Here is a 20,912-nt window from a genome sequence, read left to right on the forward strand (position 1 = left end):
CTGTCGAGCCATCAATTTCTGACGAACGCATACCCTTCCATGATCCGTCGCGCGGTCCGGGCGAACGCCGCCCGCGACAGCTGCCCGTTCTCGAAGGCGGCTTCGATCTCGATGACGCCGGCCGGGTGGCCGATGCGGATAACCTTGAGGGAATCGATGTGGGGAATGGCCTCGTGCACGATTGTGCCGGGGATTTTGGCGGCGGCGCCGGTGCAGGCCGTGCCGGTACCGGGATAGGTCTTGTGCAGCACCTGCATGAACATCATGCGGGAGATAAAGTCGATCTGGTCTTTGCGGATGGTCTGGCCCGAGGTGAAATCGACATAGTCCATCGCCGGTGCGACGAAGGCGACCATCGGGAAGGCCGGGCTTTTGGCGGTGGCTGTCGCGACGTCGGGCGCCATGCCGATCATGACGCAGGCTTGCGCGCGAATCTCTTCCATGAGGGCGAGCAGCTTCGGGTTGCCGTTGACGTCCTGAGGGGTTTCGCCACCGGTCATGCCCACATCTTTGGCGCGGACGAATACGCAGGGGTTGGAGACGTCGACGATTGAAATCTCCAGCGGTCCGGCGCTGGTCTGAATGGTATCCACCGGGTTGCCGGTCGGCAGCAGCTTCTTGGTCACCGAGCCGGCGGTGCCGGAAAAATCCATCATAATTTTAGCGCCGGTACCGGGCACGCCGTCGATTTTGCAGTCGCCCTTCACTTTGGCGAGGCCATCCTCGGTCGGCACTTCGGCGACGAGGATCTTGCCGGTGTTGGTGTTGTGGATTCTTACCGTTGTGAGCGAGCCGGTCGCCGCCACATATCCCTCGTCGATGGCGAACGGGCCGACGCCGGAGGAAATGTTGCCGCAGTTGCCGGAGTAGTCGACATACGGGGTGTTGATGCTTACCTGGCCGAAGGTGTAGTCGACATCGGCGCCGGGATGGGTGGAGGGGCCGATAATCGCCACTTTGCTGGTCAGCGGGTCGGCGCCGGCCAAGCCGTCGATTTGGCGGACATCGGGACTGCCGAAGATTTCGAGGATCACTTTATCGCGCAGGTCCTTATCCTGGGGCAGGTGGTTCGTTTTCAGAAAGATTCCCTTGCTGGTGCCGCCGCGCAGAATCACGCAGGGGATTCGCCTCATATCAGCCATTACAGACCCTTCCTCTCAAGCGCTTTTGCCGTCCATTCGACGCATTGGTCCGGATCGGTGCCCGGACCGAAAAAATTCTCCACACCGAGGAAGCCCGGGCCTTCTTTGGCGATTTTCTCTTCGTAGAAGGCGTGCTCTTCCTCTTTTTCCGCGATCCGTCCCCCGGCGATCAGCAGCACCTTGTCGCTCATGCCGAGTTCCTGCAGGCGTTTTTGCACCCGCGGGAAGAGTTCGCGCCCGAGACCCAGAAGGTTGGTGACCCCGACAATCTCGGCTTTGGCTTCGGCGGCCACTTCCGCCACCGTTTCCGGCAGGTTCATGCCGCGCAGGTAGATAACTTCGTAGCCGGCTTTTTCGAAAGCCTCGCGGATCATGTTGACGCCCATGACATGCGCGTCGGCGCCGACCGTGGCCAAGACCATTTTGTGCTTCCGCGTCGGTTTCTTGACAACAGGCACTTCGACCGCTTCACTGGTGATTGCCATCCGCGCCGTATCCACGCCCAGGGGGGTGAAGCCCGGCACGTAGCGTTTGATGCCGTCCTTGTCGCGGTGGGTGCGGACATGGCGTTTCAGGTCCCAGCCGCCGGCGCGCGGGCAGTCCATGATGCCGGCTTTGCCGGCGGCGACGATTTTTTCGATGAGTTCGTCGCTTTCATAGCCGCGCCAGAAGCGCTCGTTGATCTCGCTCGGCGCCAGTGTCCGTCCGATGCCGAGCACTCCTTCGAGCACCGCCATCGCTTCATCGAGAATCTCCGTCTTGCGGGCGTCGATATAGGGATCGCTGATTTCGACTTTGACCGTGCTTTCGAATACATTCTGCGTACCCCAGATGGCCTTCGCCATCGAGCCGCCGGTCGGAATACCCACGGATTCGGCCGCTTTCGGCCGGTAGAAGTGGGCGCCGCCCAGCTTGGCGCTGATCGCCATGCGGGCGAAATGAGCCGCTTCGGCGATAAGATCGCCCGGCGGATTCTGGAAGGTTTCCGGCACCACGATCAGGCTCTTGCTCCACATGGTTTCTTTGAAGGCGCGCATCGCGGCGAGGTCGCCGAGCAGGTTGAGGCCGGCCACATTCATCTGAACGGCGCTCAGTTCGGGCGGGAGTCCGGCCAGGATGCCCAGACCTTCGGCCAGTAGGCACATGGCCAGCGCCATACCGTCGGTGCCGCCGATGTTGTTCAGGTGTTTATGCGACTCGATCTGGACGAACATGTTGCTTTCGGCGCAGATTTCCAGCGCGCGGTAGCCGTTGACCACCTTGGTCTTGTAGTCGTGAATGCCGCGGCCGCCGAAATGGACATGGATGACGGGACCGATGTCGGTGCCGTCGAAGCCGGCGATTAAGGCGTTGATGATGGAGAGGTGGGGGGTGTCGCCGGTCGCGTTGATGCGCATAGGATGAGTCGCGCCGCCGCCCAGCTCGACCAACTGCCGTTCGCCCAGCGGCGTGATGCCGCCCTTGCCGCGCGACTGCTCGATCAGTTCGCGGCCGTTCAGCGGGTCGATATGCCGGGTGGCCTCGGAGTGAACGAAGTGGAATAGTTTGATGCCGAGTTTTTCGGCCATATTGTACATTTCCAGCGATTCTTTGTAGGTTTCTTCCGCCGTGTTCCGGCCCAGGATCGGGTTTTGCACCGGAATCCCGGTTTTTTCGGCCTGCCGGGCCAGCTCGTAGATCCGGTAGCCGCTGCGCTCGACACCGCTGACTGTCCGCGGATACGGGGCCGGCATGCCGTCCACCGATCCGTCTTTCCCGAGCGTCGGCATGGGAACGGCGAATGTCTCCGCGTACGCTTTCACCCGTTCATAGTCTTCGGCTATAATCCGCCAGGTTTTTTCCTGCATTGTTTTCCCTCCGCAGTCATTCTCAGTCTGTGATTCCGAGTTCTTGCCGGACCCTGTTGATCAAGCCGCCGGCTTGGACGGTGGCCAGGACGGTCGGCGCGAGCGGTTGTCCCGCCAGCACTTTGTCCGCCGTCCGGATGGTGCCCGCCGCAAGGTCGACCTCGATCCAGTCGCCGGTCTTGACGTGTTCCCGGATGTCGGCCAGGAGGACCGGCAACCCGATATTAATGGAATTCCGGCGGAAGATGCGCGCGAAAGAAGGAGCGATCACCAGGCTCACGCCGGCGGCCCGCAATGCGACCGGCGCTTGTTCGCGGCTTGAGCCGCCGCCGAAGTTCTTGCCGGCGACGATAATGTCGCCCGGTTTCACTTGGCTCGAGAAGTCCGGCATTTTGCTGCCTGCCATTGCGAAGCGCCCCAGGTTGGCCGCAGCCTCCGCCATTGCGTAGCCGGGCAGGATCTGGTCGGTATCTATATTGTCGCCAAAAACCCAGATACGTCCTTTGATCGGTTCCATCAATGCCCCTCCTCCGCCAGCAGCGCACCCGGCTCGGTGATTTTGCCGCGTACGGCGGTAGCCGCGGCGGTCGCCGGGGATGTCAGATAAATGCCGGCGGAACGGTGTCCCATGCGGCCGGGGAAGTTGCGGTTGGTCGTCGAGACGATGACGTCTTGCTCCGCTCCCAGCCCCTGATGCGCCCCGAAGCACGGGCCGCATCCCGGGTTTGTCACAACCGCGCCCGCGTCCCGTAGGATTTTGCACCAGCCGCGGGTTTCCATTTCGTCCAGCACGATTTTCGACGCGGGGATGATCAAACAGTTCACATCCGGGTGAACGGGATGCCGTCTCAGTACAGCCACCGCTTTTGCCACGTCGTTCAGGCGGCCGTTGGTGCAGCTGCCGATTACCACCTGGCTCACGGCAATGTCGCCAAGCTCGGCCACCGGTTTCACGTTCGCGGGCGAAGGCGGGCAGGCCGCGACGGGGGCGATCTTTTCCAGGGGGAGCTCGACGGTTTCGGCCACCTGGTCGGCTTTGCTTTCCGAGCCGAAACAGGCGATCATCGCCCCCATCTCGATCCCCATATTGCAAATGGTCATCCGCTCTTCCAGCGGCAGGCAGGCAATCCCCGGTCCGGTAAAAACGACCGCTTTGTCGGTGAGGCCGTCCACGCCAAAATGCCGGATGAGGTGCAGCACGATATCTTTGCCGGCCGCATACCCTTGGAGGGCACCGGTCAGATATACCTCGACGACAGGCGGCACTTCCAGGTCGATCGTTCCGGTCGCCATCGCGGCGGCAAGCTCGGTCGAGCCGACCGGTATGCCGATGACGCCGTACCCGCCGGCGGTGCAGGTGTGCGAGTCCGCCCCGACCAGTATCTGGCCAGGCTGCAGCCGGTGCCGCTCGGACAACAACTGGTGGCAGACGCCCTCGCCCTTGCTGTAAAGGGTCACACCGTATTTGCGGGCAAATTCCTTCATAATCCAGTGCGCGGTGCGGGCCTGCACGGTCGCGGCCGGAAATATATGGTCAATAACCAAGACCACTTTTTGCGGATCAAACACCCGGTCGATCCCGATCTGCTCAAACTGTTGAATGGCTATCGGCGCCGTGACGTCGTGGCTCATGGCCAAATCGACCCGGCAGCGGATGTCCTGCCCCACGCAGACTTCTTGTAGTCCGGCGGCCGCAGCCAAATACCTCTCAATAAAGTTCAAAAATGTTTCCTCCTACTCGACGGTGTCGATGCCGAGCTCTTTGGCAATCCGGAACGCTTCGGGCAGATCAGAGGCGTTTTTCAGCACCAGTCGCGCGCCGCCCCGGTTTAGGGTTTCCACCATCCCGTTCCGCTCGGTGGCCTCGACGGTGATCTTCTGCAATTGGGCTTCCGCTGCCGGTACGATCTCCACCGCGATTCCGGCGGCGGCAACCTTGTCCATCACTTCGCGGTAGAGCTTGCTGTTATCCGTGCCGGCGCCGTATACGGCCGCCATGAGGATCCCGGGGACATTGATCCCCCTCCGGGCAAACAGCTCGGCATAGAGTTCGATCCGGACCTTCCGCACATCGCCCTTGGCGAGGAAATGCGCGATGCGCGCCGCGTTCGTCGGCGAACCGACAGCCTGACTGCTGCCCCCCACCACGGCTTCGCTGAACGGTTTCACGATCGGGTTGGCCTTGCTGGCCAAGGCTCGGGCTTCGGCCAGCGCCTGGCCGATGGTCTGATCGATCCGGGCGCTTTCGTCCGCCTTGATGTCGGGCGAAATGTAGCTTTCCACCGCCTGGTTGGTCTTGAAGAAGGGCTCCATGTACTGGATGACGGTCGGTACCACGTATTTTGCCGAGATGGGGTGGACCGCCGCGGCCATGGCTATCATGACATCCGCCGGCACCGTGATCGGGATGGAGGTATGCATCGCCAATTGGGCCGCCAGTTTGCCGATCATCACGCCGCCGCCGATATGGGTGGCGCACAAACCCGCCACCATCACCCGGGGAGTGCAGGGATTGGCGATCGTGGGCGACAGGGCCATGACAATCGCCCGTTCCATCTGGTCCGGGCTGCCGCCCGCCAGTTCGACGAAAGCTGCGGCCGAAGCGGCCGAGCCGGCCCCGAAGCCCTCCATGTTGCAGCCGGTTGTGGTTTTTCCGACACGGAAAATCGTGCCGATTTTCATCATCACGGCCGCGACGCGGGCGGTCAGCTCAAACTCCAGGCCTTCTTCCAGCATCGCTTTGACGAACCCCGAGTAGGTGCAGGAGTCGCCCGTGCCGGCGCAGGGCTGCAAGCCGACCGAGTGATTGCCGACCTGGGCGCCGAGCGTATAAGCAAGTACTTTGTTGAGGAAGGCGTCTGCCACGATCGGCGTTGCCGGTTCCTGCGCCAGTTCGCGGCCGGCGTTGCCCATCAAAAAGCTCGATCCGGTGGTTGTGCCGATTTCGATGGCGTACAGATTGTGGGAAAAACTGGCCATAACCGCCGACAGCACTTCCTGGCGGGTGAGTTGCCCGACAGCCATCGCTTCGGCGATGATCACCTCGCTGACCCGCTCACCGGTTTGCCGCGCAAGGGCGATGCAGTCGCCGACCGTCAACCGTCCGGGCGCCAGTCCTTGCTCTGTCATGGTTCCGATAATTGTTTCCATTGCCACACCTCTTACTTGTTTTCGCGGACTTGCACGCCGACAAGTTCTTCCCATACCTTGATCACGGCGGAAATGTCCTCTTTGCCCAGGCCTTTGGCACGCGCCATCTCGAATACCTGCTGCGCCAACGTTCCGAGCGGCAGCGGCGTCTCTAGGGTTTTGGCGGTTTCGATCGCCAGTTCCAGGTCTTTATACTGGAGGTCGATGGCAAATCCGGCCGCGAAGTTGTTTTTCAGGATGAAGCCGGGACCCTTGGCCTCCAGGGCATAGCTCCTGCCGGAGCTTCCCTTGATTATGTCCAGCATGATCTCGGGCGACAGGCCGGATTTGACGCCCAGCACCAGTGCTTCCGCCACCGCGGCCATGTTGATGCCAAGCAGCAGGTTATTGACGACTTTGATGGCGTCTCCGGCCCCTACGCCGCCGACATGGTGAATGTTTTTACCCATCGCCCGCAACACCGGGTCGACTTTCCGGACGTCGTCCGCCTCGCCGCCGACCATTATGGTCAGTGTTCCGGCGGTCGCGCCCGCCACGCCGCCGCTGACCGGGGCGTCGACATAGCCGACGCCGTTTTTCCGGGCCAGCGCGGCCATCTGCCTGGTGCTGGCGGAAGAGACACTGCTCATGTCGATCAATATCTGTCCGGGCCTCGACCCGGATAACAGCCCGGTGTCGCCGGTGACGGTGGCTTCCACGATTTTGGCGTTGGGGAGCATGGTGACGACAACGTCGGTTTGCCGCGCCAGGTCCTGCGGCGATGCGCACGGCTTAGCGCCCTGCTGCTCCATCGCCGTTACCGCTTCCTTACTAACGTCGAAGACAAACAGTTCGTAGCCGGCTTTCATGAGGTTGAGAGCCATCGGTTTTCCCATGGCTCCGATGCCGATAAATCCGATTCGCAAAATGGCGTCCTCCTATCTTAGTCCGTCTTCACCCTTGACCTGATCGACTGTCAAACCGCCTACCCGTGGCAAGGGACGCCCGGAATCGGTGAGGGCGATAATCAGAACTATTTCGTTTTCGCGCGGCGCGTCGGCGATCCGCACTTCCATGGCGTCGAAATGCGTCCGCACATAGGCGGCGTTTTTAAAACCGAGGGAAACGTCGATCGCGGTGCCTGGCCCGCCGACCTTCTTGGTGGAGGGCAGGATGGCCTTGCCGCCGCCGACATTGTCGCGGATGGGGGTGCCGAGTTTCGGATGCAGCAAGGCGGCGGCATGCTCAAGTTCGCCGTTGGTGCCGACGATGGCCGCTTTGCCATAGCTTTCGACTTTTTCCGGCGCAATGCCTAAGGCCTCCACGGCCTTTTTGGTGAGCAGCTCGCCGATGGCGACGCTGGCGTCGATCAGGGGGGTCAAATCTTCTACGTATTTGCCGGCATACGGGTTGGTCAGCACCGCCGCCGCCGCCACCTTGCGCGTAGGTTTCGCGAGCTCTTTGCCCGCTTCCTGACGGGTTTCTTCCACAACGGTCACAATTTTACGGATTTCCAAGCGGTCCACCTCTTTCTTTATTTATTGTTTTTCAGCGGGTACAGAAATTCTTCCGGCACCGTTACCGCGATATCGCCGATGAAGATGGCGCAGCCACGGATGATTCCCTTGTCGTAATACTGCTTTGCCCGTCGCCGGCCATTTCCGAGCGCCGCTTGGATGATTTCGGGCGGCAGTTCGCCTATGTCTCGGACCACCAAGCGGCCGGGGATGTCGGTCGCGGGATCGATTTCCTCGGCCCGCACCAGACGGATCGCCGGGTGGGGGGCGTAGACGGCGTTGCCGATGCTGGTGGAACAGGCGTCCGCCAGGGCGGCGCAGCTGGCCGCGACCGTGGCCGCGGTGGCGATCCCTTGGGAGAAACTTCGTCCTCCCGAGCCGCTGGTCGTTATACCGCCGATCCCGTCGCCGGCGTTAGGCCGCAATACATGGGCGGGCTGCCGGCCGAGCCCCGGAGCGACGCCGACCGTCACTCGCTCGTTGTCCGCCAGCCTGACGGCGATATCGCCACCGTTGTTGACGATGCAGCGTGGTATGCCCTGGGCGAAAAGCCAGTCGGCCGTCATGTCGGCGATCGCGCCGGCAACCGCCGCCAGCGGTGTCAGGTCTTCGTCACCCGACATGCGTACCGCGGCCGCCATGCGCTGCAACACTTCCGGCAAACCGGCGATATCGCCGAGTTCCTGTTGAGGCCTGGCCGCGATCAGCCTGACTTCGGCCAGTTCGCCGATTTGCCTGACGGCATACACTGCGGCTTCGCGCGCCAGTCGGGTGGTCGCGCCCGCGCCGGAAATCTGGATGACCATCTGGGTAGGCCCGTAGTCGAGCGCCACTTTCCCAGGACCCAGTTCGTTTATCATCGTTACTTGCCTTGCCGCAAGGAGGGTAAAGGTTTGATGGCGTCGACATGGCCGCCGATTTCCGCATATTTGTTGCGGGTCATAGTGTATTCGACCGGCGCCACTGTGGCGGGGGTCGGTACCCAGGTGAAGGCTTTCGGGGCGACCTGCTCGACATCGACCAGGAAGTTGATGCCGCCGCCGGGCAGGATAAAGGTTTCGGCTCCGCCGATGGTCAGTTTAGCCTCGCCCGCATGCACCGCCCGCGACAGCTTGATGGGGAAAGTTGTGACGCCGGCCCGCGCGCTGCCGCCCGTTCCGCCGACGTATACGGCCGACACCCTCGCTTCTTCGCAGTTGTCGGCAATCAAGTCGACGATGGCTTTAGCGGCAGCAGTCAACGGGATTTCAGCCACGCTGCCGTCCGGCTGGACTTGCAGCAGTGCGCCCTTTTGCCCGGTGGTTTCGGTCACCAAGATTTTCATTCCGGCTTGGGCTACCGCCATGTCGACCGATTTGACGGCCTCCAGCGGGTGTTCGATGTGCGTGCCGCCCCAGCCATGGCCGGGATCGCCGAAGTAACGCCCCCGGGTGCTTTTTCGGCCGTTCGGCACAACGCCGCTCCAACGCATGCCTACTTCCTCTCCGGCGCGATGCTCGGACAATAGTCCAATAATGTGGTGGTCGAGAACGATCACTTCTTCGACCGCCTCGCTCATGGTCCGGGCGAACATGCCGACTGTGGCGCTGCCACAGCCGACCCGCATCTTTTTCTCGGCGACGCCATCAATGACTGGCACGCAGCCGACCTGCAGCTCCAATGTGCTGCCTTTCTCTACCTGCAGCGTGACCCGTTCTTCATTCGCCAGTTCGACGATCGTCCGGGCGGCGGCAAAGCCGTTTTTGCCGCTTAGTATGCTTGCGCCGCCAATGTAGAGCATCTTCGATCCGTACTCCTCGGGCTCGACCATGCCGACAACCGCGCCGTCGCGAAAGATTTTGGCGCCTTCTTCGCCGATATGCTGGTTGGCGTCGATTTTGATCTTGATGCCGCTATAGCTGAGCGGCGCTTCGGTGACGACGGTGACGACATCGATGCCGTCCACCGTGTCGCCGACGATATGCGGCGCCGGGCGGCAGCAGGGGTATTCGGTGCCGGCCCCCGCGCCGGTTGTCAGCGGCCGGTCGGGGATGGCGCGGTCGGCCGTTCGGGCCCGTTGGCTTTCGAGGACAAGGTCCCGGTTACGGACCAGCGTGCCGTTGATGTTGCTGTAGCGCCGGCAAGCGCCTTCAAAGCCCGGTTTGATCTCGCACTGCACCGGGCAAGAACGGCAGGAGGCCGAGCCGGCGGCGATTTCCGCCACGCGCGCGATCGCCTGAAAGGGACATACCCGCACGCAGACTCCGCAGCTGACGCAGTTTTCCTGCACAACAGCCAGTTTGTCGATAATCTTCACCGCCCCGGTCGGGCAGTTCTTTACACACAATGAGCAGGCTTTGCAGCGATCCTTTTGAATGATGATCATGCGAGCTTCCTCCCTACGGTCAGGCGATAGTGACTTTCCCCACGGGCGGGGGCGTGTTGCGGCTTTTGCTCACCTTGACCACTCCATCGACCAGAACCAGCGCGACACCCGGCAAGTCGCCGGCTTCGATCGCTTCCAGCGCGTTCTTGCCTACCGAGCCCATCGGGGTGTCCATAATGACGATATCCGCTTCTTTGCCCGGGGCGATCACGCCGGTATTCAGCCCATACACGCGGGCGGTATTGCCGGTGGCCATCGCTATCGCCTGAGCGGCCGGAATCCCGGACATGCTGGCCAGTTGGCAAATATTCCGCAGGATGCCCAGCGGGATGACGCCGGTGCCGGAGGGAGCATCGTTCCCGAAGATGATGCGGTAAAGCTGGTTGGCGGCTTGGGCTTTGCGGGCGACATAGTCGGCGACCTTCGGGTTGCCGCACTGCACGATTTCCAGCGCAAGCCCGGTGTTGTCCAGCAGGCTGTCCACTTCCGCGAGGGAGACGGCGGTCGGGCCGCCGTTGATGTGGGAAACGACATCCGGGTCGGTTTTGATTACATCAGCAGCGGTGACGGTGGAACTGCCGGGTATTGAGGTTCCCCCGGTATGCATCATGACCTTCATGTTGTGTTTTTTCGCCCACGCCACCATCGGCGCGGCATCTTCCGGTTTTTTCACCGAGCCCAGGCCGACTTCGCCGACAATTCGGACGCCGGCAGAGGCCATTTCGGCGAAGTCGGCTTCGGTCAGTCCTTTTTCCAAGATGACGGCGCCGGCGTAGACTTTCACGCCGCCCGGCTTAAGGATGGCGAACGACTTACTCGCGAGAATCGCCAGGGCCTTGACGCCCGCCGGGTCGGTCGGCCGGCCGGGGGTATGGACTTCCCCGGCCGAGATCATGGTGGTGACCCCGCCGTGGATCGAGCTGTCGATGAAATCGGCCATCTTTTGCCGCGGAGTATAGTCGCCGATCACGGGATGGGTATGGGAATCGATCAGTCCGGGAGTTACGGTCATGCCGCCGGCGTCTATCGATTTATACTTCACGGCTGCCGCGTCCAGAGCGGCAATCAGGTCATCGCCGCCCACAGCGTCAATTTTGCCGTCTTTGATGACAATCACCGAGCCAGCGACAGTCGGTTGGTCGACAAGTCCGCTGACGATCGTTCCGATATTTTTGATAACGGTGACTTCCATGCTGTTCACTCCTATTCGCTTAATCACTCCGCCGCTTTCGCTACAGTAGCTTCCTTTTCCGCCAGCGCCTGAAGGACCCTTTCCGGCGTGATCGGCAGCGAGTAGATGCGCACCCCGATCGCATCGTGAACGGCGTTGGCGATAGCTGCCGCCGTGGGGATCAGTGCCGGTTCGCCGACGCCTTTGGCGCCGAACGGGCCGGTTGGCTCAGGGTCCTCGACGATGAAGGGGTATATTTCCGGGGTGTCCAGTGCGGTCGGCAACAGGTACGTATCAAAATTCGGGTTGCCGATCCGGCCTTCGGCGACGGTTACTTCTTCAAGCAAGCCGTAGCCGACCCCCATGTTGCTGCCGCCCTCGATTTGCGCCTCCACAAGCTGCGGATTGATGGCTTTGCCGACATCGTGGCTGGCAACGATCCGCGTGACTTCCACAAGGCCGGTCTCGGTGTCCACCTCGACCTCGACGACCTGGGTCGCGAAGGCGTACGTGGCGTACGGCGAGCCGGCGCCGGTCGCGGCGTCGAGGCCGGTAGTCTCCGGATTGAACCAGCCGTGCCCGAGGGTGAGTTTTCCTTTGAGGCGGCAGTTGTTGATCACTTCTTTGACTGTCAGCGTCGTCGCTTTTCCGTTGACGATGACCTGCCCGCGCACAAAGTCTACAGGTCCGTCCGTTTTCAGCATGGCGCGGGCTTCGGCCAGCGCCACTTGCTTGGCTTCTTGGGCCGCCAGGCGGACGGCGTTGCCGGAAATGTAGGTCTGCCGGCTGGCGCTTGTCGCGCCGCCGTCAGGAGTCACCAGGGTATCCGCCGAGGTGACCCGGACGTTTTCCATGCTGATGCCCAGCTCTTCCGCCACGACCTGCGCCAGAACGGTATCTGATCCCTGGCCGATGTCGGCGCAGCCCGTCAGCAGGTTGGCCGCCCCTTCGTCAAGCCATTCGACGAAGGCCGAAGCCGGATTGGGGAGGCCGGTGTTGCCGATTCCGTAATACATGCAGCCAATCCCGATGCCCCGTTTTTTCATCACAATACCCCCGTGCGGAACAGCTTGTCGGCCTGGGCGCAAGCCTGGTTCAGCGTTGCCTCGATGCCTACGCTGTGGTTGAGAACTTGACCGGTTGCGGTCGTCCCACCGGGCCGCAGGACGTTTACGGCCCTGATTGCGTACGGCGGCATTCCCAGTTCTTCCGCCAACAGGTCCATATGCGACTCGTGCGCGAACGCCATCTGCGGAACGCCGAAGCCTCGCATTGCGCCCGCCTGGGGGTTGTTGGTATACACCGCGTAGGCGTCAACGAATACGTTCGGCACTTCATAGGGGCCGGTGGCGTGTACGGCCGCCCTGGTCAGCACGGCAGGGCCGTACGATGCGTAAGCGCCGCTGTCGCCGACGACGGTCGCTTTCAGGGCCAGCCATTTACCTGACGCATCGGCGCCGACTTTGTAGTCGATCCAATATGGATGGCGCTTGGCGGAGGCGGTCATCGATTCTTCGCGCTGCCAGACCATTTTCACCGGCCGTCTTGTCTTGTAGGCCGCCAGCGCCAGGTAGCACTGAACCGAGATGTCGAGCTTGCCGCCGAAGCCGCCGCCGGTCACTGCCTGCACGATGCGAACCTGATGGACACCCAGGTCCATGTTGCGGGCCACTTCGCGGCGGTCGAAGTGCACGTTTTGCGATGAGACCCAGATGGTGATCACGTTGCCGTCGTACTCGGCGACGCCGGCTTCCGGCTCGATGTAGGCGTGCTCGACCCATTGGGTGGTATAGCGCTTTTCAACGATCACCGCCGAGGCGGCGAACGCGGCTTCCACATCGCCTTTGCGAATTTTCCGCACCGTCAGAACGTTTGACGAGCCATGAAGCGGCACCGCGCCGGTTGCCATGGCGGCGTACGGGTCAAAATACGCCGGCAGTTCTTTGCAGGTGACGCGTACTTTTTTACCGGCGTCTATGGCAATTTTTTCGGATTCGGCCACCACCAGCGCCAGCGCGTCGCCGCGGCGCCTGATCTTATCGCCGGCCAGCATCGGTTCGTCTTTGATGATTATGCCGACGCCATTGGTCCCGGGGATATCTTTCGCGGTCAGAACGGCGAGAACGCCGGGAGTCGCGGCCGCTGCCGCCACGTCGATGTCTTCGATGACGGCATGAGCGATCTCGCTGCGGACAACTTTGGCGAATGCCAGGCCGGGACGCTTGATGTCCGCGGCGAAGATCGCCGCGCCGGTTACCTTGGCCAGCGCATCGGATTTCAGCACCGAGTCGCCTACGCCGGAAAGCCTCATCACCCCGCACCTCCTTGACGGGCGACCGCTTCAACCGCATCAACGATCTTGGTGTAGCCGGTGCACCGACAGACATTGCCGGAGATGGCGACCTTGATCTCTTCGCGGGTCGGCTTAGGGTTTTTGTCCAGCAATGCTTTGGCGGACAGCAGCATCCCCGGGGTGCAAAAACCGCATTGTACCGCGCCGTGGTCGAGGAATGCCTGTTGCAATACGTGCAGTTTTTCCCCTTCGGAGAGCCCTTCGACTGTCGTGATTTCGCAGCCATCGACAGCTGCCGCCGGAATCAGGCACGAGGCAACCGTCTGGCCGTCAAGGATCACGGTACAAGCCCCGCATTCGCCTATCCCGCAGCCCCGCTTGGTGCCGGTCAGCCCAATGTCGTCGCGCAAGAAATCGACCAAAAGTAGTTCGGGGCTGACAGATGCTTTTACGTTTTGTCGGTTAATTTTGCAGGAAATCTCGATATTCAAGGCTTACACCTCCGGAAATATTCCTAGCACGAACTGTACCAGACCGCAAAACAAACAAAAAACCTGCCAGATAAACTGCCAGGCGTCGTTGCCGTGTGGGTTCTCTTTGCTGTTTCTTGATTAGACATGCTGTGGATAAGGCTTAAACGACATTGCAAAAGCGAAATGACATTTCATAATTGCAAGGGCACCAACGGCCAATTGCAATTCGGGCAACATGGGCGGTTCTATTTTCCCATAAAACCAGCAGCTTTCGGGATAATCCAAAGCGGCAAACAGGGCCGCTTTTTGCTCGCGAAGGCAATATGCGCCTTCGCGTCATTTCATTTTTGAAATCAGCTGCCTTATTCCTGACAATTCATTGTTTCGGCGATTTTATCCAACTGCGCTACGCTTTGCGTAATCTGCTGGACGGTGGCGGCGATCTGTCCGACTGCCTCGGCGATCTGGGAAATCGAGCTTTGAATTTCGTTCATACGGCGGTAGGACTCTTCGCTGTCTTTACGCAGCGAATCGATGATGGTGCTCACATTGTTCACCGAAGCGGTGCTCGTTCCGGCCAGTTTACGAATCTCCTCCGCCACTACCCCGAACCCTCGGCCCTGCTCGCCGACCCGGGCGGCTTCGATCGCGGCGTTGAGTCCCAGAAGGTTCGTCTGATTGGCAATGGTGCGAATCAATGCCAGGACATCGTCCGTTTGCCTGGCCCTCTGCTGCGATTCGCGCGCCAGGTTCGTCAGCAACTGACTGGAAGCGGCGATCTCCTGAGTCTGCGCCGAGATTTCCTCGCTGGTGGCGGCAAGGGTGCTGATGCTGTCCAGCAAACCCGCCGACATGTTTTTGAGCTTCTCCTCGAGTTCAACCGGCTGGGTAATGGCAATAGCGCCGACAACCGCGCCGCCTTCGTCGAATACCGGAACTGCGACGGAAATATAAGGTACACCATACAGACTGCTGTCGAAGCGCAAAGCAATCCGCCGGCGCTCGTGCATGGCCCGATATACGCCGCTACCCGGCTTGACCGGCGCGTTGGGCGGCACTTTCAGATCGAAGGTTTTTCCCGGCTTATAGAGCAGGAAGTTGTCGCGGTTCGTCAGGGTGACTCCGGTTTCCTCATGGACTGCGCCCTGAATAAGGGGCAAGGAATAAGCCAGCTTCGCCAAAATTTCTTCTGCTGTTGCCATAGTCTCCTTTCTCGTTGCCTCGCATTTGCTATTGCTCTCACAATAACACGCAATAATCGTGCCAACAACAATGCGATTGCGACGGGGCAAAAAGGGGCCACCGCTTATGCGGTGGCCCCTTTGCCAGGTTTTTTAATATCAAATCTACATGATTAGCGCCATATTGTCAATACGTGCCGGAGGGAGGCGTTGGCCGTTTTACGGCGTAAAACCCGGCTTGCAGGCCGGAAGCCCAAAAGAGCTCGGCCGCCGAAAACCCGGACCCTTCAAGCAAGGCCAGATGTTCCGCGATTGTAATGGGTAATAGTTCGCTTCCGTAGCGGCTGATATGTTTTTCAACTTCCGCCGGCGCCTTGCCGCTGTTGAGTTGATGTGCGCGCCAGCGCTGCAGGCCGACTTGCACGCCGCGCTCAGACAGCGGACGGATTGTTTCGAAGGTGATGTAAAGGCCGCCGGCGCGCAGGCCCTCGCAGCATTTTCGGGTAGCTTGCGCCCGTTGCGCCGGACTTAGATAGTGATGCGCCATGACGGCGGTTACGACGTCGAAACAGTCGGTATAGGCAAGATTTTCGCTGCCGCACTGGTTATAGTCCACGGGCAAGGCGGCCAGTTTCTCTCTGGCAAGCTCCAGCATGGCCTCGGAGGGGTCCGCGGCCAGGAAGCGGGTATTGGTAAACGATTCCGCCGCCCGGGCAATCAAGGTGCCTGTTCCGCAGCCCGTATCGAGCCAGGAGCGGGGGGAAGGAGCCAAGACCCGGACAAGGTCGAGCACTTCGGCGTGAAAGGTGTGATAGCGGGGGATGGTCTTATGCACGTTCTCATCATAATGTATTGCTGCTTGCGAGGTCTTGTTGTCGTTCATGGGTTTCCTCCAACGGTTTACGGTTTCTCGTTCTTTAAGGAACCGGGGCCGCTTTCAAGCCCTGTTTCTACCAGCTTGCGCCAAAGTGTGGTCGTGCTGATTCCCAATCGGTGCGCGGCGGCTTTTTTTGATTGGCCGGAAAGGGCCAGCGCCCGCATAATGGCGTCCCGTTCCGCCAGCCTTACAGCTTCGGCTAATGTTTCGATACGCGGAATGGAATTTGGGGCGGACAGGTTCTGGATGTATTGGGGGAAATGGGTCAGCTCCAACACATTTTCATTGATACCAATGATGTTGATGGCGTATTCAAGACAGTTTTGCAGTTCCCTGACGTTGCCGGGCCAGGTATGTTCCCTCAACCGTTTGATGCTCTCATCCGATATGCTTGTCACGAATTTGCCCAACAGGTGATTGTACCGGCTGATCATTGTTTTGATCAGCGCCGGGATATCCTCGGGACGCTCCCGCAACGCCGGGATTTTAAGCTGAACCACGTTCAACCGGTAGTAGAGGTCTTGGCGGAAAGTGCCGGCAGCAACCATTTCGGCCAGATCGCGATTGGTGGACGAGACGATTCTTACGTCGATGCGGATCGGTTTGGAGCCGCCGATGCGAGTCACTTCCCGCTCCTGCAAGACCCGGAGCAGTTTGCTCTGCAAGTTGATGTCCATTTCGCCGAGCTCGTCGAGGAAGAGGGTGCCGCCGTTCGCCTGCTCAAAGGCGCCTGAACTTCCGGATTTTTTAGCGCCGGTAAAAGCGCCTTCCTCATAGCCGAACAGATAGCTTTCGATGAGCGATGTCGGCAAAGCGCCGCAGTTTACCGCGATGAAGGGCTTGCTGCGTCGTTCGCTGCAATTGTGGATGGATTGGGCGAACAGTTCTTTGCCGGTGCCGGTCTCGCCCAGGATGATGATCGATGAAATCCCGTTGGCGACATACTGAGCCATGCTTTTAACTTTTTGGATTTCCACGCTCGTGCCCACAATATCGGTGAAGTTGTAGCGGGCATATTGGAATTTCTTTACTTCTTCAAGTAATTTTTGCTGACGCAGCACGCCATGTTCGTTGTTAAACCCGAACCCGAACCGCGGGGTAATGGGGATGCGTACCCCGATGGCGCCATGGGCTGACATTGACTCGCCGATGACCGGGCGGCCGGTTTGCATCGCCTTTTGCGCCGCATTACTTATCTTGCCGATGAAGCTGGTGTTGGGCTGGCCATCGTAGTTCACGCTGGCGGTCCGCTTGCCATTTTCGTCGAACAACACGGCTTCGCCGCCGGCGACGCGGGCAATGAACGGCAGCGCCAGATTCAGCGAGTCCTGCAGTTCCTGTTCGCGTTGGATGCGTTCCAGGTTGCTTGACGCGATCACGTAATCGCCGAGCGGCAAGGCCCAGGCTTCCGCGCCTTCGATGATCTCGGAAGGCCCGGTGCGCACCTGGCCGCTTTCCCCGGCGGCTTTCGCCAGTTCGAACAAAGTTCCCCGCCATGCTTCGATCTCTTTGCCTAAGGAATCGAAGGTGCGGATGCGTATTCCCGTCTTATCGGTCACCGTCGCATAGCCGCCGGTGATGCGAGCGATAAACGGCAGCGCCGTAATCAAAGTCTCAAGCGATACAGACATTGTTGCACCTCAATGATTGATAATCAGCGTCCTTTGGCAGTATGGCGCTTTCGCGAGCGTGCTGCTGCTTTCTATGTTTTGCATGCTCTGATTCGCTTATATCAGCTTCGTCTTTGTCCAGCGATTTCCTTTTTATTATTTGTAAAATAGTCAACCGGCAACCCCCGCCGGTATACCGTGTGGCGACTTCCCGGCCAATGTCTTCCTTAGGCGCGAACCAGCGGACGAAGCAAGGGAGGCATGCATGTCAACTATTTAAAAACCCCAGAAGCATTAATGCTTCTGGGGTTTTATGTGCTTTATTCGGCAGTGAACGGCAGCAGCGCCATATTACGCGCTCTTTTGATCGATACTGTCAATTGCCGTTGATGTTTCGCGCAGTTGCCCGAGATGCGGCGGGGCAGGATCTTGCCGCGCTCGGTGGTGTAGCGGCGCAGCTTGGGAACGTCTTTATAGTCAATGGACGCTACTTTGTCCACGCAGAAACTGCATACTTTTTTCTTCGGCTTACGGCCTTTTCCATCGCGTTTCATGCTAAACCTCCTTTAAAAGGGAATTTCTTCTTCCGGAAATACCTGACCGCCAAACGGGGTGGCTTCCTTGTCTTCGGCGGGCTGCTTGCGCTCGAGAAACTCGATGTTCTGGGCGACGACTTCCGCTACGCGGCGCTTTTGCCCGTCATTGGTTTCGTAGGAGCGGATCTGCAGGCGGCCTTCGGCGAGAATTCGCTGCCCCTTGGTGAGGTTGTTGCCGCAGGTCTCGGCGAGTTTTTCCCAGGCGACGATGGGGATAAAATCGGCTTCCTTCTGTCCGCCGCCGGCGAACCGGTTGACGGCAATGGTGAAGGACGCCACCGCTTTGCCGCTTTGGGTGTAGCGCACCTCGGGATCCTGGGCTAGACGTCCGACCAGAATGACCTTGTTCATAGCTATCCTCCTGGCCTAATCTTCCTGTTTGACAACCATGTGGCGCAGGATTTCGTCGGTAATCTTCATCACGCGATCCAGCTCGGCGACGGCGCCGGCCGGGGCGGTAAAGTAGACCACGAAGTAAATCCCTTCGTTGAAGTCTTTGAGTTCGAACGCCAGGCGGCGTTTGCCCCAGCGGTCGACCTTGTCGATCGTGCCACCGTTGTTCTTGATGAGGTTCTCGAATTTGGCGACAACCGCCTCGACAGCCTCTTCTTCCAACGGCTTCACGATGTACATGACTTCATACTTCTTCATGAAACCACCTCCTCCTTTGGACTTTCGGCCCCCGTGAGGGAGCAGGGAAGGTTCAAATATTAATTTGAAACCTGTCTCATTAGACCAGTATATTATAGCACCAAATTTATCGCTAATGCAAGAAAAGCGACCAAACTATTTTCGCCGGCCACATGGTGTAAGCCCCGCAATAGTTGTTACTATGTGTCGATGGTAGCGATATTCTGTCGCGACAGCTTGGTATAAACGAAAAATTCTTTGTTACTAGGGGCGCTTGGCAAAGAAAAAGGCTAAAAAGCGGGGCCTGTTTGGCCCCGCTTTTTAGCAGCCCTGATTAGTAAGGCGTGAGGCCGTGTAGATGGCCCCTGATGCTAGGCGCACCGCAGACGCCGCCGCAACGCGCCTTCGGAGCATACGCCAGCAAGTCGGCGAGGAGCAACGCCGCAGATGGGGTCTTATCAACGGCCGGGATTATACGTTGAAGCGGAAGTGGACTACGTCACCATCCTGCATTATATATTCTTTGCCTTCCAGGCGGACCGTTCCCTTATCCTTGGCGGCGCTGTAGCTGCCGGCGGCCATGAGGTCGTTATAAGCGACGAGTTCGGCGCGGATAAAGCCGCGCTCGATGTCGCTGTGGATCTTGCCGGCCGCCTTCTGGGCCTTGGTGCCGCGGCTGATGGTCCAGGCCCGCACCTCCGGCTCGCCGGCGGTGAGGAAGGTGATGAGGCCGAGGAGTTTATAACTGGCACGGATAACTTTGTCGAGGCTCGCTTCACTGAGGCCCATCTCCGACAAGAAGGCGGCCGCTTCTTCGTCGGACAGTTCGGCGATTTCGGCTTCTAGTTTGGCGCAGACGGCGATCGCCTCGGCCCCGGCTTTGGCGGCGTGTTCTTTGACGGCCCGGAAGTAGGGGCTGGCGTCGGGGTCGGCGGCGTCGGCTTCGTTGATGTTGGCTACATAAAGGATAGGTTTGAGGGTGAGGAGGTTGAGTTCACGCACCAGGGCGATTTCGTCTTCGCCGCCGATTACCTGGCGGACCGGAATTATTTCTTCGAGGGAGGCCTTGAGACGGGCGGCGAGTTCGAGTTCGGCCTGGGCGCGCTTGTCGCCGCCTTTGGCCATTTTCTGCAGTCGCTCGGCGCGTTTCTCCAGTGTCTCGATGTCGGCGAGACACAGTTCGGTGTTGAGGATGTCGATGTCGGCAAGCGGGTTGGGCTCGCTGTCGGCGTTCATGACGCCGGGGTCGGTAAAGCAGCGGACAACTTCGATGACAGCGTCGACCTGCCTGATGTGGGAAAGGAATTTGTTGCCGAGGCCGGCGCCCTTGGATGCGCCCTGGCCGAGGCCGGCGATGTCGACGAACTGCATTTTGGTGGGGGTAATTTTCTTGGGCTTGTACATGGCGGCCAGGGCTGCAAGCCGCGGGTCGGGCACGTCGACGACGCCGACGTTGGGCTCGATTCCCCCGGACACAAAGCTGGAGACGGCTACGCCGGCCTTGGTTAGAGCGTTGAAGAGGGTGGTCTTGCCGACGTTGGGAAGGCCTAATATGCCTACTTCGAGGTTGGTACTCATGAATATTCCACCTTAACTTTAGAGGCTGTACCCGGACAGCCTCCGCGTTTTTTTCTCAGTTAATTGTAGAATATCCCCCGCAAGAATGCAATAGTCATCCGCCGGCTGCTTTGGGTACGCTGAGGCTGCGGATGACACAGTTTTCCCGGCAGCGCGGGCAAGTGTCCATCGCCATTTCATAGAGGCGCTTGTACTTGTCGCGCTCACCGATAAGGGTAGCAACGTTGGCTCCGGCAAGGCGGCGGTAGCGGTCGCGTTCGGCGGCGAGACAGTGGTAGCAGGGGGTTTCGACGGTGTATTTCCCGCATTCCGGACAGGTTGTAAGCATGAGCGGATATCCCTCCTTGAGTAATTGTGAAAGAAGGACTCCTTGCGCGGCCCGGCGGCGGAAAACAAATAAAAAACGCCTGGGCCGAAGGTATCCTGCCCAGGCGGTCGGCTGTCTGCAATACGGTCCCCTGTGGTTGATTCCACTGATCCGCCAGTTCCGTATTGGGGTATTC

At 59.9% G+C, this 20,912-nt stretch carries 19 protein-coding genes, 1 pseudogene and 1 riboswitch; all 20 genes and pseudogenes read right to left on the minus strand.

The features are described from left to right. Window positions 1-11 precede the first annotated feature (11 nt). Window positions 12-1,142 carry a PrpF domain-containing protein gene (locus Q4T40_18880; protein ID MDT8903300.1) on the minus strand — a complete coding sequence of 377 codons (1,131 nt, stop codon included), beginning with the start codon at window positions 1,140-1,142 and terminating at the stop codon, window positions 12-14. Beyond that, window positions 1,142-2,989, minus strand: coding sequence for a cobalamin-dependent protein (locus Q4T40_18885; GenBank protein MDT8903301.1), 1,848 nt, complete (start codon window positions 2,987-2,989; stop codon window positions 1,142-1,144). The genes Q4T40_18880 and Q4T40_18885 overlap by 1 nt, the downstream gene beginning before the upstream one ends. Window positions 2,990-3,011: 22 nt before the next feature. Beyond that, a complete protein-coding gene (locus tag Q4T40_18890; GenBank protein MDT8903302.1) occupies window positions 3,012-3,506 on the minus strand; it encodes a 3-isopropylmalate dehydratase in 495 nt (164 codons plus the stop codon). Further along, window positions 3,506-4,711 carry an aconitase/3-isopropylmalate dehydratase large subunit family protein gene (locus tag Q4T40_18895; GenBank protein ID MDT8903303.1) on the minus strand — a complete coding sequence of 402 codons (1,206 nt, stop codon included), beginning with the start codon at window positions 4,709-4,711 and terminating at the stop codon, window positions 3,506-3,508. Before Q4T40_18895 ends, Q4T40_18890 begins: the two co-directional genes overlap by 1 nt. 12 nt (window positions 4,712-4,723) lie before the next feature. Next, entirely contained in the window at window positions 4,724-6,139 is a 1,416-nt protein-coding gene (locus Q4T40_18900; GenBank protein ID MDT8903304.1) for an L-serine ammonia-lyase, iron-sulfur-dependent, subunit alpha, read from the minus strand. Between the two features lie 11 nt (window positions 6,140-6,150). Then, window positions 6,151-7,044 carry a 3-hydroxyisobutyrate dehydrogenase gene (gene mmsB, locus Q4T40_18905; protein MDT8903305.1) on the minus strand — a complete coding sequence of 298 codons (894 nt, stop codon included), beginning with the start codon at window positions 7,042-7,044 and terminating at the stop codon, window positions 6,151-6,153. 12 nt (window positions 7,045-7,056) lie between these two features. Further along, window positions 7,057-7,635 (minus strand): amino acid synthesis family protein, encoded by a 579-nt coding sequence (locus Q4T40_18910; protein ID MDT8903306.1) that lies wholly within the window; start codon window positions 7,633-7,635, stop codon window positions 7,057-7,059. Between the two features lie 17 nt (window positions 7,636-7,652). After that, complete coding sequence (locus tag Q4T40_18915) at window positions 7,653-8,495, minus strand: hypothetical protein (GenBank protein MDT8903307.1); 843 nt, start codon at window positions 8,493-8,495, stop codon at window positions 7,653-7,655. A gap of 2 nt (window positions 8,496-8,497) precedes the next feature. After that, window positions 8,498-10,000, minus strand: a complete 1,503-nt coding sequence (locus tag Q4T40_18920) for a 4Fe-4S binding protein (protein ID MDT8903308.1) — start codon at window positions 9,998-10,000, stop codon at window positions 8,498-8,500. A gap of 19 nt (window positions 10,001-10,019) precedes the next feature. Next, window positions 10,020-11,192: an amidohydrolase family protein gene (locus tag Q4T40_18925; GenBank protein ID MDT8903309.1), complete on the minus strand. Its 1,173-nt coding sequence runs from the start codon at window positions 11,190-11,192 to the stop codon at window positions 10,020-10,022. A gap of 23 nt (window positions 11,193-11,215) precedes the next feature. Continuing rightward, window positions 11,216-13,482: pseudogene (locus tag Q4T40_18930) on the minus strand (xanthine dehydrogenase family protein molybdopterin-binding subunit). Then, window positions 13,482-13,955: a (2Fe-2S)-binding protein gene (locus tag Q4T40_18935; protein MDT8903310.1), complete on the minus strand. Its 474-nt coding sequence runs from the start codon at window positions 13,953-13,955 to the stop codon at window positions 13,482-13,484. Before Q4T40_18935 ends, Q4T40_18930 begins: the two are co-directional and overlap by 1 nt. Before the next feature lie 344 nt (window positions 13,956-14,299). Beyond that, entirely contained in the window at window positions 14,300-15,139 is an 840-nt protein-coding gene (locus Q4T40_18940; GenBank protein MDT8903311.1) for a methyl-accepting chemotaxis protein, read from the minus strand. Window positions 15,140-15,305: 166 nt separating this feature from the next. After that, a complete protein-coding gene (locus Q4T40_18945; protein ID MDT8903312.1) occupies window positions 15,306-16,001 on the minus strand; it encodes a class I SAM-dependent methyltransferase in 696 nt (231 codons plus the stop codon). A 17-nt stretch (window positions 16,002-16,018) separates the two neighbouring features. Further along, window positions 16,019-17,605, minus strand: a complete 1,587-nt coding sequence (locus Q4T40_18950) for a sigma 54-interacting transcriptional regulator (protein MDT8903313.1) — start codon at window positions 17,603-17,605, stop codon at window positions 16,019-16,021. Window positions 17,606-17,925: 320 nt separating this feature from the next. Next, entirely contained in the window at window positions 17,926-18,159 is a 234-nt protein-coding gene (rpsR, locus tag Q4T40_18955) for a 30S ribosomal protein S18 (protein ID MDT8903314.1), read from the minus strand. A gap of 12 nt (window positions 18,160-18,171) precedes the next feature. Continuing rightward, window positions 18,172-18,552: a single-stranded DNA-binding protein gene (locus Q4T40_18960; protein ID MDT8903315.1), complete on the minus strand. Its 381-nt coding sequence runs from the start codon at window positions 18,550-18,552 to the stop codon at window positions 18,172-18,174. A 15-nt stretch (window positions 18,553-18,567) separates the two neighbouring features. Beyond that, window positions 18,568-18,852, minus strand: coding sequence for a 30S ribosomal protein S6 (gene rpsF / locus Q4T40_18965; protein ID MDT8903316.1), 285 nt, complete (start codon window positions 18,850-18,852; stop codon window positions 18,568-18,570). 450 nt (window positions 18,853-19,302) lie between these two features. Further along, on the minus strand, window positions 19,303-20,409 hold the full coding sequence (gene ychF / locus Q4T40_18970; protein MDT8903317.1) for a redox-regulated ATPase YchF: 1,107 nt from the start codon (window positions 20,407-20,409) through the stop codon (window positions 19,303-19,305). A 94-nt stretch (window positions 20,410-20,503) separates the two neighbouring features. Next, on the minus strand, window positions 20,504-20,737 hold the full coding sequence (locus tag Q4T40_18975; protein ID MDT8903318.1) for a hypothetical protein: 234 nt from the start codon (window positions 20,735-20,737) through the stop codon (window positions 20,504-20,506). Between the two features lie 90 nt (window positions 20,738-20,827). Beyond that, a riboswitch (ZMP/ZTP riboswitch) is annotated at window positions 20,828-20,908 on the minus strand. Window positions 20,909-20,912: the final 4 nt, after the last annotated feature.

The organism is Selenomonadales bacterium 4137-cl (genome assembly GCA_032334055.1).
GTDB classification, from domain to species: Bacteria; Bacillota; Negativicutes; order Sporomusales; family UBA7701; genus Anaeroselena; species Anaeroselena agilis.